The organism is Pseudomonas entomophila L48, from assembly GCF_000026105.1.
Lineage (GTDB): Bacteria > Pseudomonadota > Gammaproteobacteria > Pseudomonadales > Pseudomonadaceae > Aquipseudomonas > Aquipseudomonas entomophila.
The window spans coordinates 2,438,126-2,453,239 of sequence record NC_008027.1 but is presented as its reverse complement, the minus strand read 5'-3'; the positions used below and the strand labels follow the sequence as shown (position 1 = coordinate 2,453,239).

Sequence of the window (15,114 nt, the reverse complement as noted above, 5' to 3'; positions counted from 1 at the left end):
CTGAATGGCGCCCCTTCTCTTTTCTGCGCAGCCCGGTTGCTACTTCCTGGCCTCCAGGATCAGGTTGAACGGCGTCTGCGTCGCCCGCCGGAACCGTGTGAACCCTGCCTCCTCGAACACCGCCCGCAGCCGCGCCTCGCCAGCCTGCGCACCCAGCCCGAGCCCCACTTCCTGCGACAGCGAATTCGGCGTGCAGATGAAGGTCGAAGCAGCGTAGAACAGCCGCCCGACCGGGTTGATGTTGGCATCCAAGGTGTCTTCGGCGAACGGTTCGACCAGCATCACCGTGCCATCCTCTTTCAACGCCTTGTAGGCGTGCCGCGCCGCGCCGACCGGGTCGCCCATGTCATGCAGGCAATCGAAGAAGCACACCAGGTCCAGATCATGGCCGGGATAATCCTTGGCCGAAGCCTGGACGAAGCTCACCCGATCGCCCAGGCCAGCTTCACGGGCACGTTCGATGGCGGTGCTCACCGAAGGGGCATGGTAGTCGTAGCCAATGAAATGCGAGGCCGGAAATGCCTGGGCCAGGACGATGGTCGAGGCGCCATGGCCACACCCGACATCGGCCACCTGCGCCCCGGCCTGCAACTTGGCCACCACGCCGTCCAGCGCCGGCAGCCAGTCCGCCACCAAGAACGTCCGGTAGCCCGGGCGGAAGAAACGTTCGGTACCGCTGAACATGCACGGGTGATGATCGCCCCAGGCCAGCCCGCCATCGCCGCGCATGGCCGCCACCAGCTTGTCCTTGTCGTGGAACAGCGCCGCCAGCACCGCCGCGCCACCGGCCATGTAGGCCGGCGAGTCCTCGAGCGCCAGGGTCAGGGCCTGCTCCTCGGGAAGGGTGAAGCTGCCATTACGATGTTCCACATAACCTGCCGCGGCCTGGCCATTGAGCCATTCACGCACCAACCGCGGCTGGCAACCGGTGCGCTCGGCCAGCACTTCGGGCGTGACCGGCAAGCTGTCGGCCATGGCCCGATACAACCCAAGCTCGTCACCGAGCACCACATTGGCCAAGGTCGCCGCCGCGCCCATGTCCCCCACCAGCCTGCCCATGAATTCCTGAAGCCTTGCCTCGTCCATGACCTGCCCTCCTCAAGCGGAAGGCCACCGTCGGCGATGTCCGGCCCGGAGGCGGTGGTCGAAGGGTTGAACAGCCCGCGTGTCATGCGGGGCCAGGCTTTAAGTCTAGACCCGCCTGCGCTATCTTCGCCGCGCTGTCGGCACACCCGCCAATACCGGACGGCCGCGCCCGTGCAGCACAGGAACTGTCACCATGCTCTCCAGCCGTACCCTCGTCCTGATCCTGGGCGTCGCCTTCATCATTCTCGACCAGTGGGTGAAACTGATCGCCCTGGTCGCCCTGAACAACCACAGCTATGTCTTCGGCAACCAGAACGTCTGGCTGGACTTGGCCCTGAGCCTCAATCCCGGCGCCTTCCTCAGCCTCGGCGCGGGGCTCGCGCCCGGCCTCAAGCAGTTGATCTTCGTGGTCGCCGTGGGCATCGTGTGCTGCTGGGCCATTGCCTGGGCCTACAAGCACTGGCAAACGGCCCCCATCAAAGCCTCCGCGGCCTGGTTCATTGCCATGGGCGGTCTGTCGAACCTGATCGACCGGGTGTTTCGCGACGGCCATGTGGTCGACTACCTGGTGCTCAATGTCGGCTCGCTGCACACTGGCGTCTTCAACCTGGCCGATATCGCCATCATGGCCGGTGCGGCGGTGCTGATGGTCGATGGATTGACCAGGCCGGCCAAACGCTGAAGGGCTCCCCGACTCACCGCGCTCGGACCAGTACTACAACCCGAAGAGAAACTGCTACCGGGACTCTCAGGCCACTCCTGGCACAATCATCGTTACCCTCGTTGCACCTCACTTCTGCATCGAACAGGGACGACATGGATGATCAGCTTCGGGCCCAACTCATGGGGCTCAAACAGGCCGCACGGGGGCAAGCGCTGCTGGAGATCGAGCGAATGAACAGGCAAATGGCCAGCCTGCTGGAGATCGGCGAAATCGACACACGCGCCATCTCGGCGCACGAACAGTGGCTTCCCGACCCACACGATTTCGGCTGGGAACGGGTACCGCGCTGGAAAACCAGGCACGTCCATGCCCGCGCCCTCGACATCGCCCTGTGGCATGAAGACCACCTGGCCGGCATGTGTTGGGCAACCCCACTGGACAGCCAAGAAAAGATCATGGTGCTGTATTTGCAGCGCAATCCGGACAACACACTCGCAACCAAAGGATACGTAGCGCCACTGTGCCTGAGTGCCGTGCGATATTACGCCTGGATGCTCGGTTTGAAGTGGGTGGTCATCAGGAATCCGCTACCCCAGGCACGCGCCGCCTACACTCAGGATGGTTTCCGTCAGGTGAGGGGGGTTGGCCTTGCCTACAACCTTACCCATGGTTACGCTGCTTTCGATCAAGAGGACCTCAAAACATGACCAAGCCCAGCGATTTCACTGCATCGGTCAACCACTTCAAGACTATTGCCGATGAAAAGCTGGCTCGCCTGCGGGCATCGGCACATTACGACAGCTTCCTCACCGACGATGCAATTACAGCGTTTTCCCGCATCGAAACATCCGCCTATGCAGGGCGCCCACACAAGCCACGCAAGCGCGCTGACAGCTGAGTTTGCCAAGGCCCGGGCAGCGGGCCAAGGCCCTCGTTGCTCGTTGCCAACGGTTCAACCGCCGTTGTTGTCCTCCTGGCCCAGCTTTTCCAGCAACGCCTTGGCCAGCGCTTTGTCGGAGAACGGGTTCTGCCCGGTGATCAGTTCACGATCGACCACCACATGGGGCTTCCAGGCATCGGCGTAGCTCATGTCACCACCAGCGCCCGCCATCGCCTTCGCCGGATAGAACTGCAAGCGCTCTCCCTCCAGCGAGCCTTCGAACACCTGCTCCTCCGGGTCGGAAAATATGGTCATGCGATATCCCTGGTAACTCCAGTCACTGGCCGCCGGGGCCTCGCCACGGGCCAGGGCCGCGCGGTAGGCAAAGGGATCCTGCTGCGCGGACAACAGCGTGATGGGGCCATGACAGATGGCGGCCGTAGGCTTGCCAGCCTGGTGGAAGTGGCGTAGCAGTGCCCCGACCTCGGGATTGTTGGCCAGGTCGATCAACGGTGCATGCCCGCCAGGGATGAAGATACCGGCGTAGCGGCCCAGGTCACCCGCCAGCACCTCTTTCAACGACAACGTGTCGTGGATGCCCGGCAGGTTTTCGACGACCTGGCGGATACGCAGCATTTCCGCCTGGTCGCCCCCGAAGTACATCGGGTCGACCGAACGCTCGTCGACGCTCGGTGCATTGCCCTTGGGCGTGACCAGCACCAACGTGTAACCGGCCTTGAGCAACTGATCGGCAGGCACACCGAATTCGTTGAGGTAGTAACCGGTCGGGTAGTGCTTGCCACCCTTGAGCGCCAACTGGTTTTCGCTGGACAGCAGCACCAGCACTTCACCCTTGGGCGCGGCAACGGCACCGCCTGCCACGAGCGCGCCGGCGAGGGCGACGGTTGTGAGTTTGGACATGATGATCTCCGGGTCAGTTGAAGGGGCTGATATCGAGCGCACGGGCCAACTGCACCCGTGTCGGTGCGGCCAGCCAGTCGGCGGTGGTGGCGCGATAAGCCTGGTAATGGGGACTGGCGCGATGGGCTTCGACAGCGGCCTCGTCGGCATACAGTTCGAACAGCTCGAATGCCGGTGCGTCGCCCTCGTGAGCGAACAGGTCATAGCGCAGGTTGCCGGGTTCCGCGCGGCTGCGCTCAACCATCAGGCGCAAGGCCGCTTCGGTGGCGTCGCGGCATTCAGGGCGGGGGTGGATCGTGGCGAAGATGGCGATGGGCATTGGCGCCTCCGGTTGGATGTGAATGGGCACATCCTAGCCATCGCGCTAAGATTCTATAATTCGAAAGCTTTTATTCCTGCAATCCAATTTATGAATATCGGCAACAAAGACCTCAACCTGCTGCACCTGTTCCAGGTGCTCTACGAGGAGCGCAACGCCTCCCGTGCCGCCGAGCGCCTGGCCCTCAGCCAGCCGGCCCTGAGCCACAAGCTCAACAAGCTGCGGCACCAGTTCGGCGATCCGTTGTTCGTGCGTGCGCCCCGCGGCCTCACCCCGACACCACGCGCCCATGAACTGGCGCCCCAGGTTCAGGTACTGACCGAGCAATTGAGGGATTTCTTCGAGCGTTGCGACGGCGAGGACTTCCTGGCACGCCCTGCCCGCCTGCACCTGTACAGCACCGACTATCTTGAGCAGGCACTGCTGCCTGGGCTACTGCCGGTCCTGCGCCGCCAGGCGCCGAATCTCACCTTGGTCACCCACAACACCCGTGGCGAGCTGCCGCGTGACGCACTGGAAAAAGGCACCTGCGACCTGGCCATCGCCGGTTTCTACACCGACTTGCCGGATACCTTCCACCAGCAGCATCTGCTCAGCGAGGATTTCGTCGTGCTGGCATCGGCCAGCAATCCACACCTGGCGGGCGGCATGGGCCTTGAGGTTTTCCTGAAGTGCGAGCATCTGATCACGACCTTGACCGGCGATCTGGATGGCCGTGTCGATCGCGCGCTGCGCAACCTGGGTCACGAGCGCAGGATCATTGCCGGCCTGTCCAGTTTCATTGCACCCACGCGGCTGGTACGCGGCACCGACCTGCTGCTGACGTGCCTGCGGTCATTGGCCGAGGAGGCGGTCGCGCGTGATCCTGACCTGCGCATCCACCCGTTGCCGCTCGACCTGCCACGGGTGCAAGTGATGCAGATCTGGCATGCGCGCACCCATGCCGATCCGTTGCGACGGTGGTTTCGCCAGCAGATCCAGGCAGTTGCGCAGTCCATTGTCCTATAGGAGCCAGCTTGCTGGCGAAAGCGGTTCGCCAGCAAGCTGGCTCCTACCTCGATCGCATGCGGCTCAGGGTGCTTCGGCGGGCGCCAGTTGCAGCACCTCGCTGGTGTAGTTCCACTCTTCCTGCACCTTGTCCGGATGCTCGTTCAGGCGGATCCCGTAGGACGGGATGATCTGCTTGATCTTGGCCTGCCACTCTGGGGTGGCGACCTTGTCCTTGAACACCTTGTTCAGCAGGTCGAGCATGATCGGCGGCGCGGTGGAGGCACCCGGCGAGGCCCCCAGCAACCCGGCGATGCTGCCATCCTTCGACGTCACGATCTCGGTGCCCAGCTTCAGCACCCCGCCCAGGTTTTCATCCTGCTTGATGATCTGCACCCGCTGCCCCGCCTGCCACAACCGCCAGTCTTCCTTCTTCGCCTCGGGGAAGTAGGTCTGCAGCGCCGCGAAACGATCATCATCCGACTGCATCAACTGCCCGATCAGGTACTGCACCAGGTCGAACTCGCGCACCCCGACCCGCACCATCGGCCAGGTGTTGTGCAACGACATGCTGGCTACCAGGTCCAGCAACGAGCCCTGCTTGAGGAACTTGGTGGAGAACGTGGCGAACGGCCCGAACAGGATCATGCGCTTGCCGTCGAGCACCCGCGTGTCCAGGTGCGGCACCGACATCGGCGGCGCGCCGGTGGCGGCGATGCCATAGGCCTTGGCCATGTGCCGCTGGGCGATGGCCGGGTTGTCGGTGACCAGGAACGAGCCACCCACCGGGAAACCTGCATAGTCCTTGGCCTCGTCGATGCCGGACTTCTGCAGCAGCGGCAGCGCGGCGCCGCCGGCACCGATGAACAGGAACTTGGCGTCCGTGGCCGCGGTGCTGCCGTCCTTGAGGTTCTTGTACTCGACGTGCCAGCTGCCATCGTCATTGCGGGTAATGCCCTCGACCTCGGTAGACAGCTTGAGGTCGAAGTTCGGCCGGGTCTGCAGGTACCCCACGTACTGGCGGGTGATCTCGCCGAAGTTGACGTCGGTGCCGATGGGCGTCCAGGTCACCGCAAGTTTCTGGTTGGGGTCGCGCCCCTCCATCATCAGCGGCACCCACTTGGCGATCTGCGCGTGGTCCTCGGAGTACTGCATGGGTTTGAACAGCGGGCTGGCCTGCAAGGCTTCGTAACGCTTCCTGAGGAAACGGATATTGTCGTCACCCCAGACGAAGCTCATATGCGGCGTGGTGTTGATGAATGAACGCGGGTTCTTCAGCACGCCCTGCTTGACCTGCCAGGCCAGGAACTGCCGGGTGACCTGGAACGACTCATTGATCTCCACCGCCTTGCTGATGTCGATCTTGCCGTCCTTCTCCGGTGTGTAGTTGAGCTCGGCCAGGGCGGAGTGGCCGGTGCCGGCGTTGTTCCAGCCGTTGGAGCTCTCCTCGGCGACCTTGTCCAGGCGCTCGACCATTTCCATCGTCCAGCCGGGTTCCAGCTCGTTGAGCCAGACCGCCAGGGTCGAACTCATGATGCCGCCGCCTACCAGCAGGACATCCACCCGCTTGGCGTCGGCGGCCTGTGCACTGCCCAGGCCCAAGGCCAGGACCAACCCGGCCAAGGCCCATTTCGTCTTGTTCGCGATGTTCATGTGCGCTCCCGTTTTCGCCATTGCCTGCACTGGCAACCCACAGGCACGGGGCCTGCGGCGTTGAGCCTGGATCAAGCTTAGTCGACTGATTTGCTCAGGCATGATCGAGCTGGCACTTGCAATCAGCCACCGCCCGAAATACTGTATGAATAATCAGTACTTCGAGAATCCCCATGCAACTGATCGCTAAGCTCGGCATCCTCGCCGACGCCGCCAAGTACGATGCCTCCTGCGCCAGCAGTGGTGCGCCCAAGCGCAGCTCGCGAGGCCGTGACGGGCTTGGTGCCACCGATGGCATGGGGATCTGCCACAGTTTCACCCCGGATGGCCGCTGCGTATCCCTGCTCAAGGTGCTGCTCACCAACTTCTGCCTCTACGATTGCCAGTACTGCGTCAACCGCCGTTCCAGCAACGTGCCACGGGCGCGCTTCACCCCCGAGGAAGTGGTACGCCTGACCCTCGATTTCTACCGACGCAACTGCATCAGCGGCCTGTTCCTCAGTTCCGGCATCATCCGTTCGGCCGACTACACCATGGAGCAACTGATCAGGGTGGCGCGCCTGCTGCGCGAGGAACACGGCTTTCGCGGCTACATCCACCTCAAGACCATTCCTGACGCCGACCCGCTGCTGATCGAGGAGGCCGGGCGCCTGGCCGACCGCCTGAGCGTCAACATCGAACTGCCCACCGACGCCAGCCTCAAGCGCCTGGCCCCGGAGAAACAGGCCAGCACCATCCGCCAGGCCATGGGGGTGATCCACCAGGGGCAACAGGCCGTGGCCGGCGAGCCCCGGGCACCCCGCTTCACGCCCGCCGGGCAAAGTACCCAGGTGATCGTCGGTGCCGACACCACCGACGACAGCACGCTGCTGCGCAATGCCGAGTCGCTGTACCAGGGGTACGGGCTCAAGCGCGTCTACTACTCCGCCTTCAGCCCCATCCCCGACAGCCCTGGCAGTGTCCCTCTGGCCGCCCCGCCGCTGCTGCGCGAGCACAGGCTGTATCAGGCCGACTTCCTGTTGCGCGGCTATGGCTACAAGGCCGGTGAGCTGCTCGGCGAGGCCGGTAACCTGGCGCTGGACATCGACCCCAAGCTGGCCTGGGCGCTGGCCAATCGCGACGTGTTCCCGCTCGACGTGAACCGCGCCGAACCGGCGCTGCTGGCGCGCATCCCTGGCATCGGCCTGCGCAGCGTACAGCGGCTGGTGGCCCTGCGCCGTGAGCGGCGGGTGCGCTACGACGACCTGATCCAGCTGCGCTGCGTGCTGGAAAAAGCCCGCCCGTTCATCGTCACCAGCGATTACCGCCCGGCCCAGGCCGAACTGCGCAGCGGCCTGCTGCGCGCCCGCCTACGCGAACCCCAGGCGCCGGTGCAGATGGGCTTGTGGGGATGATCGCGCTCGACTGCGACGATGACTTCGCCACCTGGCGCGACCAGGCACGGCGGCTGCTCGGCCATGGTATCGACCCGGCCGAGGTGACCTGGGGCCAAGGCCCGATGGATGATCTGCTCGCGGTGGCGGCGCCACTGCCCGAAGGCCCGGGCCCATTTCGCGCCCGCGTGCCGGCGGCCTTGCTGGCCCAGCTGGAGCAGGCGGGGCGCTATCGCGGCGAACAACGCTGGAACCTGCTCTACGAAGTGCTCTGGCGTGTCGCCCATGGTGATCGCACCGCCATGCTCGCCGGCGACCGCCTGGGCAGCGAACTGCAGCGGCGCATCAAGCAGGTCGGGCGCGAGGCCCATCACCTGCACGCCTTCGTGCGCTTCGTGCCACTGCCTGGCGCATTGGCCGAACGCCTGCAACTGGACCTGGTTGCCTATCACGAACCCGCCCACGACATCCTCGACAGTGCCAGCGGCCATTTCGCCGAGCGCCTGGGGCGGCAACGCTGGCTGATTGCAACACCGCGCGACGGTATCCGCTGCGATGGAGAAATCCTGGATTACCGCCGCCACTGCCCGGATGAATGGCACCAGTGGGCGCGGAGCGCGGAGGATCCGGACGCCGAGCTGTGGCTCACCTATTACCGGCACACCTTCAACCCCGCCCGGCTCAACCCGGACGCCCTGCGCCAGCACCTGCCCGGCCGGTTCTGGCGGCACCTGCCCGAAGGGCCGCTGATTCCCGAACTGGTCGGCCAGGCGCGCCAAGGCAAGCAACGCGATGGCCAAGCCTTGGAAATCGGCTTGCAGGCTGGCAAGCGCATTGCCTTGCATGGGGCCAAGGTGTCAGAAGCGCAGTGATCACCAGCGAAGTGCTAGCCTGGCCGATGTTCGCCGGCAAGCCGGCTCCTACAGGTTCAACGCCGCACTTGTAGCGAAGGGTCCTGCACCGTCACCAGAAAAATGTGAAAAATTTGTGAGAAATGTGGCGCACCCCGCTGTTTAGGCGCGTCAAATCCTGACACACTTATTGCTAATCATTCTCATAAGCACTAGCAATAAGGACAATTACTGCATGCCCCCTCGCTCATTCGCGCCCACGCGCAGTCTCCTGGCCGCGGCCATCTGCATGACAACCCTCCCCCCCACCTTCGCCAACGAGCAGCCAGTTAGTCAGGCCCCGGCCGTAATGGAACTGGGTGCGACGGCCATCAACGACAGCAGCCTGGGCAGTACCACGGAGGGGTCGCAGTCCTACACCACTGGCGCCATGGCCACCGCCACCAAGCTGCCATTGACCATGCGCGAAACACCCCAGGCGGTCACCGTGATCACCCGCCAGCGCATGGACGATCAGAACATGACCAGCATCAATGATGTGGCCAGGTACACGCCGGGGTTGTTCCTCAACCAGGCCAGCGGGCCGGGCCGCCAGAGCTACACCGCTCGTGGCTTTGACGTCGACAGCATCATGTACGACGGCATTCCCAGCGCCTACACCGGCTGGGTCGTCGGCGCCCAGCCGAACCTGGCCATGTTCGACCGGGTCGAGGTGGTGCGCGGCTCCACTGGCCTGGTCACCGGCGCCGGCACGCCCTCGGCGGCGATCAACCTGGTGCGCAAGCGCCCACTGGCCGAACAGAAGGTCACCCTGACCGGCGCCGCCGGCAGCTGGGACAACTACCGCGGCGAAATCGACGCCTCCAGCCCGCTCAACGACAGCGGCACCCTGCGCGGCCGAGTGGTCACCTCATACCGCGACGCCAACGGCTTTCGCGATGGCCAGGAAGAAAACCACGGCCTGTTCTACGCCGTGACCGAAGCCGACCTGAGCGAGGACACCACCCTCACCCTCGGTTTCTCCCACCAGAAGGACAAGACCAATTTCTTCTGGGGCGCCATCCCCACCGACCTCAACGGCCACCACCTGGATGTGTCGCGCTCGTACAACCCAGGCACCGACTGGGAAGACAAGGACCAGGAGATCAACACCCTGTTCGCCGAGGTGCGCCAGCGCCTGGCCAACGACTGGAACCTGCAGGTCAACGCCAACTACAGCGAGCAGAACGCCCTGTTCCGCGGCTCCTATCAATCGCGTTGGAGCGCCGCCAAGACCTTGAGCCGCACGGTCTACCAGTCGCAGAACGACGAGAACCAGCTGGGCCTCGACGCCTTCGCCAGCGGCCCGTTCGAGCTGCTAGGCCGCAGTCACGAGCTGGTGCTCGGTGCCAGCAAGCGCCTGTACGACATGAACGAGCGCAACTACAGCCCCTACGACACCGACTACCCGCTCAACGGCGGCAAGCCCGACTTCGTGCACACCGGCAACAGTCGCTACGTGATCAACCAGGAAGGTGTGTACGCCACCACCCGCCTGAGCCTGGCCGACCCGCTCAAGCTGATCCTCGGTGGGCGCCTGGACTGGTACGACTACGATCAACGCGACAATGACGCCGGCGATTACAAGGTCACCCGCAACGTCACCCGCTACGGTGGCCTGATCTACGACCTCGACGAGCACCACTCGGTCTACGTGAGCTACACCGACATCTTCACCCCGCAGGAAGGCCGCGACGGCTCGGGCAAGCCGGTGACCCCGATCGTCGGCAAGAACTACGAGGTCGGCATCAAGGGCGAGTATTTCGACGGGGCCTTGAATGCAAGCCTGGCGGTGTTCCGTATCGACCAGCAAAACCGTCAGGTCGAAGTGAAGCTGCCGGACTGCCCGCAACTGAGCTGCTACCAGGCCTCCGGCGAAGTGCGCAGCCAAGGGATCGACTTCGAACTGCAAGGCGCGCTGACCGACCACTGGCAGCTCGGTGCCGGCTACACCTACGCCCGCGTCCACACCGTCAAGGACGCGAACAACCCGGCCAAGGTAAACAAGCCGCTCAACTCCGACACCCCCGAGCACCAGTTCAAGCTGTACACCGTCTACCGCTTCCAGGGGCCGCTGGAAAAACTGCGCGTCGGTGGTGGCGTTACCTGGCAAAGCCGCATGTACAACGACATCGCCCTGGGTGACGGCGGCAACTACCGGCTGACGCAAGGCGCCTACGCCGTCACCGACCTGATGGCTGGCTACCAGCTCACCCCGCAGCTGGACCTGCAGTTGAACGCCAACAATGTCTTTGATCGCACGTACTACTCGTCGATCTCCAAATCGGTGGACTACGGTAGCGACACCTTTGGTGACCCACGTAATTTCATGCTGACGGCCAAATACAGCTTCTGATGCCGTCCGGCGCAGGGATGCGCCCCTCTCGCCTGGCTCTCAGCCTTTGAGCGCCTTCTCGATCGCCGCGATATCGATCTTGCCCATCGTCATCATCGCCTCGAACGCCCGCTTTGCGGCAGCTCGGTCAGCGCCACCCACCGCTTGCGTGAGCACGCGCGGCGAAATCTGCCACGACAGCCCCCACTTGTCCTTGCACCAGCCACAGACGCTGGCTTCACCGCCGTTGTCGATGATCGCGTTCCAGTAACGGTCAGTTTCCGCCTGGTCGTCGGTCGCTACCTGGAACGAGAACGCCTCGCTGTGCTTGAACATCGGCCCGCCATTAAGGCCGATGCAGGGGATGCCCATCACCGTGAACTCGACCGTGATCACATCGCCCTGCTTGCCGGACGGGTAGTCACCAGGTGCCTGGTGCACTGCGGTCACCCTGCTGTCAGGGAAAGTCCGCGCATAGAAGTTGGCCGCCGATTCGGCGTCGCCGTCGAACCAGAGGCAGATGCTGTTCTTCGGGGTCATGTCGTTGGCTCCTGTGCCCTTGCCATGTCCCGTCGAGTCTAGCCCCCTGCCCCGAGCGAATTGCCTTGCGCGATCAGCGGCCGGCCAGGGGGATCCACAGGTCGACATAGCCGACGCCGCGCATCGGATCGAAGTCCGGGCTGTACAGCTCGAACTCCGGCGCGTCGGCGGCCTGGTAACCGGAGGCTGGCAGCCACTGGTTGAACACGGTGAACACCGTCTGGTGAATCATCGAAACATGCCCCTGATGGCGAAACACCACATAGTCTCGCGCCGCCAACCTGAAGTAACGGAAGTTCGCCGCAAGCTCGCCAGTGCGGGCCACCTCGACCCCGGCAATGTACTCGAAACTGCCATCCTCCCCTGGATTGCAGCACAGCCCGTAGGTGAAATCGCCCACCTGGCCGGGCACCCGGCCCACGTAAGGGTCGAAGGCCTGCCACAACCCCGGGATGCCCTCGTTGCGCTCGAAGGTGAAGCGTTCGCCCAAGCCGGCGACGATGAATTCGGGACGGTGTTCGAAGCGGGGTTCAGACAGGGCAACGAAGTTCAGTGCTTTCATGCGCAGAGGCTCCACCAGGGCGATCGGGTCATGGGCCTGCCCACGCGCCTGGCTCGGCGCAACGCCGAACAGGTCACAGAAGGCCCGCGTGAATGCTTCGTGGGAGCCGTAGCCCGCCGCCAGGGCGACGTCCAGGATGTCCGGGTGGCCTTCGCGCAGGGCCTGGGCCGCCCGGCTCAGCCGCCGGGCCCGGACATAACGCATCACCGGCCAGCCGGTGGCAGCGACGAACTGGCGCGCCAGGGCGAACGGCGACAGGCCGAAGTGCCCGGCGACACCCGCCAGGTCCAGGTCAGTATCCAGGGCCGATTCGATGTACCACAGGATGTGTTCGATGCCGCGCATTCCGTTGCTCCTCAGTCAGCGCGGCTACCTTAGCAAGTGTGCGCGGAGCCGGTTTGATCGTTCTTGCGCGGGTCAGCCCTGGCAGGTTCGACGTTAGCGTTTCAGTGCCCTTGAGATCGAGCGCCGCCCGCGCGGCGCATCGCGGATGAATCCGCTCCTACATCTATTGCAACGTGCCGCACCTGTGAGGCCATGGTTGCCCGCCTTGGCGCCCGCCGCCATACCGTGTCGTGGCCCTGTAGGAGCGGATTCATCCGCGATGCGCCGCGCGGGCGGCGCTCGATCTCGCAAGCACTGCAAGGGTTGCGGCGGGTATCTGGCGGCCCTGACGCGGTCACGCCCCCTTCAGGCAGCACCCTGCCCGGCCTGGTGTTGGCTGAACGCCAGGTGATAACCGTTGCAATCACGCACACCGAATTCGCGCGAACCGTAAGGCATGTCCTGCAGCGGCCAGGCGATGTCGGCCTTGTCCCTGATCTGTGCGTAGTAGCCCTCGACATCGTCGATCACCAGATAGAACGTCCCCGAGCAGCCCACCGGTTGCAGCCACAGGTCCTGCTCGGTGAAAACCAGGCTGCAACCTTGCAGGTGCGCGGTCAGGGTGCCCTGGGCGGTATCCGTGACGGTAAAGCCCAACTCGTCACGGTAATGGCTGCGTACGGTTTCCAGGTCGGGGCAACGCAGAAGCAGGGCGATGGGCATGCAGGCCTCGTCGATGGGCGTGGAGTTGGCGCCGATCATCGCCTCGTTCGATTATCGCGGCAAGCCCGCTGTATGCCGGATTCAGCGCGCATCTGTATCTGCCGCCCCTGGGCTGCAACCCCTAGCATCGAACACTCCGCCCCGGTAGCCGACATGAACGACCTCCCCACCCACATCGACTTTCCAGGCCTGACCGTGCGCCGCGTGCGCCCCGCGGACCACGCCATGGTCTGCGCCCACCGCGAGGCCATGTTCCTCGAGGCCGGTGGCGTGCCGGAACGTCTTCGCCTGATGACCGAACACTTCAGCCCGTGGCTGCGACCACGCCTGGAAGACGGCCGCTACTACGGCTTTGTGCTGCTGGAGCAGGATCATCCGGTGGCGGCCATAGGGCTCATGGACATCGAATGGCCGCCGCACCCCAACCACCCGACCCAGGACCTGCGCGGCTATGTGCTCAATGTCTATGTCGAGCCCAGCCACCGTCGCCGCGGCCTGGCCGGCGGGCTGATGCGCCTGGCCGAGGCCGAGTTCGCCCGGCGCGGCCTGGGCTTTGCCGTGCTGCATGCGACCGAGGCCGGCAGGCCGGTCTACGCGGGGCTCGGCTGGGCAGCCACGGCTGAGATGGCCAAGACACTCGGCTGAGTACCAACCTGTCGTCCATCAATGTAGATGACTGTCGGATATGCCCCGAATTTGACGCGCGCCAGCGCAAGGTTCAAGGTCGGGGGCCGGCGCGTCCCTGCCAACGACACGGAGAACCTCATGCATTTCGACCTGATCCAGACCCTCAGCCTGGCCGGTAAGCCGGACGTACCCAATGACGACCGCATCGGCTGCGCCGACCGCCATGCCTGGGTCATCGACGGCGCCACCGACCTCGGCGCGCCTGGCCTGCTAGGCGAACGCGGCGGCGCGGCCTGGCTGGCGAATGCGGCGCAACGCGCATTCAGTGCGGCCTCGGGCCCTTTGCAGACGCTGTGCGAAACGGTGTTCGACACCTTGGCCGGCGATTACCGGCAAGACCGCCGACGCGACCCCGTGGCCCATTGGGAACTGCCACGCGCCGCGTTCGCCGCCGTGGCGCTGGAAGGCGACGAACTGGTCTGCGCGCACCTGGCCGATTGCGTGGTCCTGCACCGCAGCGCGCGGGGTGTTGCCTTCCTCACGCCGGAACCCGATCGCGAGGCGGAGCGCGGCGAAGCGGCCGCCCTGGGCCCTGGCACCGGAGCCCATAACGTGCGCACGCCCGCGGTGCTGGCCGACCGCCGCCAGGCCCGCGAACGGCCCCGGGCCGTGCTTGGCGTCGATGCCGAGTTGTCCCGGGAAGGCACCTGCTACAGCCGTGCTCCGGTGGCGCGAGGCGACGACATCGTGTTGATGAGCGATGGCTTCGCCGCACTGTTCGACACCTACCAAGCGTATGCAGCAGCTACATTCGTCGAGCGCCTGCTGAGCCACGGCCTGATTGATCTGGCACGCACGCTGCGGGAGATCGAGCAGGAGGACGCCGCTTGCCTGAGCCATCCACGCTTCAAGATGAGCGATGACGCCTCGGCGATCTGGTTGCGGGTGAGTTGAATCCTGCGCAAGCCGTTGTGCTGTCCGCACTGGCCCATTCGCCGGCAAAGCCGGCTCCTACAGGTGCAGCGTTGATCTTGAGGGGCGCGCCGAACTTTCTCGCACCAATCGATATATATTTTTGTATACACCGTTGATTCCCAGCACACCCAAGGCTAGGATGAGCGCCGCTCGGCAATTCTCCCTTTGATTGTCAAGTGAAACTAACCCGTCGATCCCCTGGGGAGGGCTGATCGGCGGGTTTTTTAACGCCCATCGCTGTATATAAAAATCTAT

General features: G+C 64.4%; 16 protein-coding genes. 9 read left to right on the top strand and 7 right to left on the bottom strand.

Features of this window, described 5'->3' with window-relative positions:
• Positions 1-39: 39 nt before the first annotated feature.
• Positions 40-1,086: a class I SAM-dependent methyltransferase gene (locus tag PSEEN_RS10990; protein WP_011533573.1), complete on the bottom strand. Its 1,047-nt coding sequence runs from the start codon at positions 1,084-1,086 to the stop codon at positions 40-42.
• Positions 1,087-1,279: 193 nt separating this feature from the next.
• On the opposite strand from PSEEN_RS10990, the gene PSEEN_RS10985 reads away from it, so the two are divergent.
• The 3 genes from PSEEN_RS10985 to PSEEN_RS10975 all read left to right on the top strand — a co-directional run bounded on the left by PSEEN_RS10985 (position 1,280) and on the right by PSEEN_RS10975 (position 2,648).
• The gene (locus PSEEN_RS10985; protein WP_011533572.1) at positions 1,280-1,768 is read left to right on the top strand and encodes a signal peptidase II; all 489 of its coding nucleotides are present in this window, start codon (positions 1,280-1,282) and stop codon (positions 1,766-1,768) included.
• A gap of 134 nt (positions 1,769-1,902) precedes the next feature.
• The gene (locus PSEEN_RS10980) at positions 1,903-2,457 is read left to right on the top strand and encodes a hypothetical protein (protein WP_011533571.1); all 555 of its coding nucleotides are present in this window, start codon (positions 1,903-1,905) and stop codon (positions 2,455-2,457) included.
• On the top strand, positions 2,454-2,648 hold the full coding sequence (locus tag PSEEN_RS10975) for a hypothetical protein (RefSeq protein ID WP_011533570.1): 195 nt from the start codon (positions 2,454-2,456) through the stop codon (positions 2,646-2,648). The genes PSEEN_RS10980 and PSEEN_RS10975 overlap by 4 nt, the downstream gene beginning before the upstream one ends.
• 54 nt (positions 2,649-2,702) lie before the next feature.
• Here PSEEN_RS10975 and PSEEN_RS10970 read toward each other — a convergent pair whose 3' ends face one another.
• Both PSEEN_RS10970 and PSEEN_RS10965 read right to left on the bottom strand, forming a co-directional pair.
• Positions 2,703-3,551: a type 1 glutamine amidotransferase domain-containing protein gene (locus PSEEN_RS10970; RefSeq protein WP_011533569.1), complete on the bottom strand. Its 849-nt coding sequence runs from the start codon at positions 3,549-3,551 to the stop codon at positions 2,703-2,705.
• Between the two features lie 13 nt (positions 3,552-3,564).
• Positions 3,565-3,870 (bottom strand): putative quinol monooxygenase, encoded by a 306-nt coding sequence (locus tag PSEEN_RS10965; protein WP_011533568.1) that lies wholly within the window; start codon positions 3,868-3,870, stop codon positions 3,565-3,567.
• A 90-nt stretch (positions 3,871-3,960) separates the two neighbouring features.
• Here PSEEN_RS10965 and PSEEN_RS10960 point away from each other — a divergent pair, with 90 nt between their 5' ends.
• A complete protein-coding gene (locus PSEEN_RS10960; protein ID WP_044488004.1) occupies positions 3,961-4,878 on the top strand; it encodes a LysR family transcriptional regulator in 918 nt (305 codons plus the stop codon).
• A 63-nt stretch (positions 4,879-4,941) separates the two neighbouring features.
• Here PSEEN_RS10960 and mqo read toward each other — a convergent pair whose 3' ends face one another.
• Positions 4,942-6,510, bottom strand: a complete 1,569-nt coding sequence (mqo, locus tag PSEEN_RS10955) for a malate dehydrogenase (quinone) (protein WP_011533566.1) — start codon at positions 6,508-6,510, stop codon at positions 4,942-4,944.
• Positions 6,511-6,683: 173 nt separating this feature from the next.
• Between mqo and PSEEN_RS10950 the strand changes: the two genes are divergently transcribed.
• From PSEEN_RS10950 to PSEEN_RS10940, 3 genes are all read left to right on the top strand, one after another.
• The gene (locus PSEEN_RS10950; RefSeq protein ID WP_011533565.1) at positions 6,684-7,904 is read left to right on the top strand and encodes a putative DNA modification/repair radical SAM protein; all 1,221 of its coding nucleotides are present in this window, start codon (positions 6,684-6,686) and stop codon (positions 7,902-7,904) included.
• Entirely contained in the window at positions 7,901-8,755 is an 855-nt protein-coding gene (locus tag PSEEN_RS10945; protein WP_011533564.1) for a TIGR03915 family putative DNA repair protein, read from the top strand. Before PSEEN_RS10950 ends, PSEEN_RS10945 begins: the two co-directional genes overlap by 4 nt.
• 214 nt (positions 8,756-8,969) lie before the next feature.
• A complete protein-coding gene (locus PSEEN_RS10940; RefSeq protein ID WP_011533563.1) occupies positions 8,970-11,129 on the top strand; it encodes a TonB-dependent siderophore receptor in 2,160 nt (719 codons plus the stop codon).
• A 39-nt stretch (positions 11,130-11,168) separates the two neighbouring features.
• On the opposite strand, the gene PSEEN_RS10935 is transcribed toward PSEEN_RS10940, so the two are convergent.
• The 3 genes from PSEEN_RS10935 to PSEEN_RS10925 all read right to left on the bottom strand — a co-directional run bounded on the left by PSEEN_RS10935 (position 11,169) and on the right by PSEEN_RS10925 (position 13,296).
• A complete protein-coding gene (locus PSEEN_RS10935; protein WP_011533562.1) occupies positions 11,169-11,648 on the bottom strand; it encodes a VOC family protein in 480 nt (159 codons plus the stop codon).
• Positions 11,649-11,721: 73 nt separating this feature from the next.
• On the bottom strand, positions 11,722-12,555 hold the full coding sequence (locus tag PSEEN_RS10930) for an AraC family transcriptional regulator (RefSeq protein ID WP_011533561.1): 834 nt from the start codon (positions 12,553-12,555) through the stop codon (positions 11,722-11,724).
• Between the two features lie 345 nt (positions 12,556-12,900).
• Positions 12,901-13,296 carry a VOC family protein gene (locus tag PSEEN_RS10925; RefSeq protein WP_231845302.1) on the bottom strand — a complete coding sequence of 132 codons (396 nt, stop codon included), beginning with the start codon at positions 13,294-13,296 and terminating at the stop codon, positions 12,901-12,903.
• Between the two features lie 114 nt (positions 13,297-13,410).
• On the opposite strand from PSEEN_RS10925, the gene PSEEN_RS10920 reads away from it, so the two are divergent.
• Positions 13,411-13,902 carry a GNAT family N-acetyltransferase gene (locus PSEEN_RS10920; RefSeq protein ID WP_011533559.1) on the top strand — a complete coding sequence of 164 codons (492 nt, stop codon included), beginning with the start codon at positions 13,411-13,413 and terminating at the stop codon, positions 13,900-13,902.
• A gap of 120 nt (positions 13,903-14,022) precedes the next feature.
• Positions 14,023-14,838 (top strand): protein phosphatase 2C domain-containing protein, encoded by an 816-nt coding sequence (locus tag PSEEN_RS10915; protein ID WP_011533558.1) that lies wholly within the window; start codon positions 14,023-14,025, stop codon positions 14,836-14,838.
• The last annotated feature ends 276 nt before the right edge of the window (positions 14,839-15,114 follow it).

Coding starts and splice junctions, on each gene's coding strand:
- PSEEN_RS10990 (WP_011533573.1), bottom strand. CDS start 1,086: ATGGACGAGGCAAGGCTTCAGGAATTCATGGGCAGGCTGGTGGGGGAC.
- PSEEN_RS10985 (WP_011533572.1), top strand. CDS start 1,280: ATGCTCTCCAGCCGTACCCTCGTCCTGATCCTGGGCGTCGCCTTCATC.
- PSEEN_RS10950 (WP_011533565.1), top strand. CDS start 6,684: ATGCAACTGATCGCTAAGCTCGGCATCCTCGCCGACGCCGCCAAGTAC.
- PSEEN_RS10945 (WP_011533564.1), top strand. CDS start 7,901: ATGATCGCGCTCGACTGCGACGATGACTTCGCCACCTGGCGCGACCAG.
- PSEEN_RS10925 (WP_231845302.1), bottom strand. CDS start 13,296: ATGATCGGCGCCAACTCCACGCCCATCGACGAGGCCTGCATGCCCATC.
- PSEEN_RS10975 (WP_011533570.1), top strand. CDS start 2,454: ATGACCAAGCCCAGCGATTTCACTGCATCGGTCAACCACTTCAAGACT.
- PSEEN_RS10930 (WP_011533561.1), bottom strand. CDS start 12,555: ATGCGCGGCATCGAACACATCCTGTGGTACATCGAATCGGCCCTGGAT.
- PSEEN_RS10915 (WP_011533558.1), top strand. CDS start 14,023: ATGCATTTCGACCTGATCCAGACCCTCAGCCTGGCCGGTAAGCCGGAC.
- PSEEN_RS10920 (WP_011533559.1), top strand. CDS start 13,411: ATGAACGACCTCCCCACCCACATCGACTTTCCAGGCCTGACCGTGCGC.
- PSEEN_RS10980 (WP_011533571.1), top strand. CDS start 1,903: ATGGATGATCAGCTTCGGGCCCAACTCATGGGGCTCAAACAGGCCGCA.
- PSEEN_RS10940 (WP_011533563.1), top strand. CDS start 8,970: ATGCCCCCTCGCTCATTCGCGCCCACGCGCAGTCTCCTGGCCGCGGCC.
- PSEEN_RS10965 (WP_011533568.1), bottom strand. CDS start 3,870: ATGCCCATCGCCATCTTCGCCACGATCCACCCCCGCCCTGAATGCCGC.
- PSEEN_RS10970 (WP_011533569.1), bottom strand. CDS start 3,551: ATGTCCAAACTCACAACCGTCGCCCTCGCCGGCGCGCTCGTGGCAGGC.
- PSEEN_RS10960 (WP_044488004.1), top strand. CDS start 3,961: ATGAATATCGGCAACAAAGACCTCAACCTGCTGCACCTGTTCCAGGTG.
- PSEEN_RS10935 (WP_011533562.1), bottom strand. CDS start 11,648: ATGACCCCGAAGAACAGCATCTGCCTCTGGTTCGACGGCGACGCCGAA.
- mqo (WP_011533566.1), bottom strand. CDS start 6,510: ATGAACATCGCGAACAAGACGAAATGGGCCTTGGCCGGGTTGGTCCTG.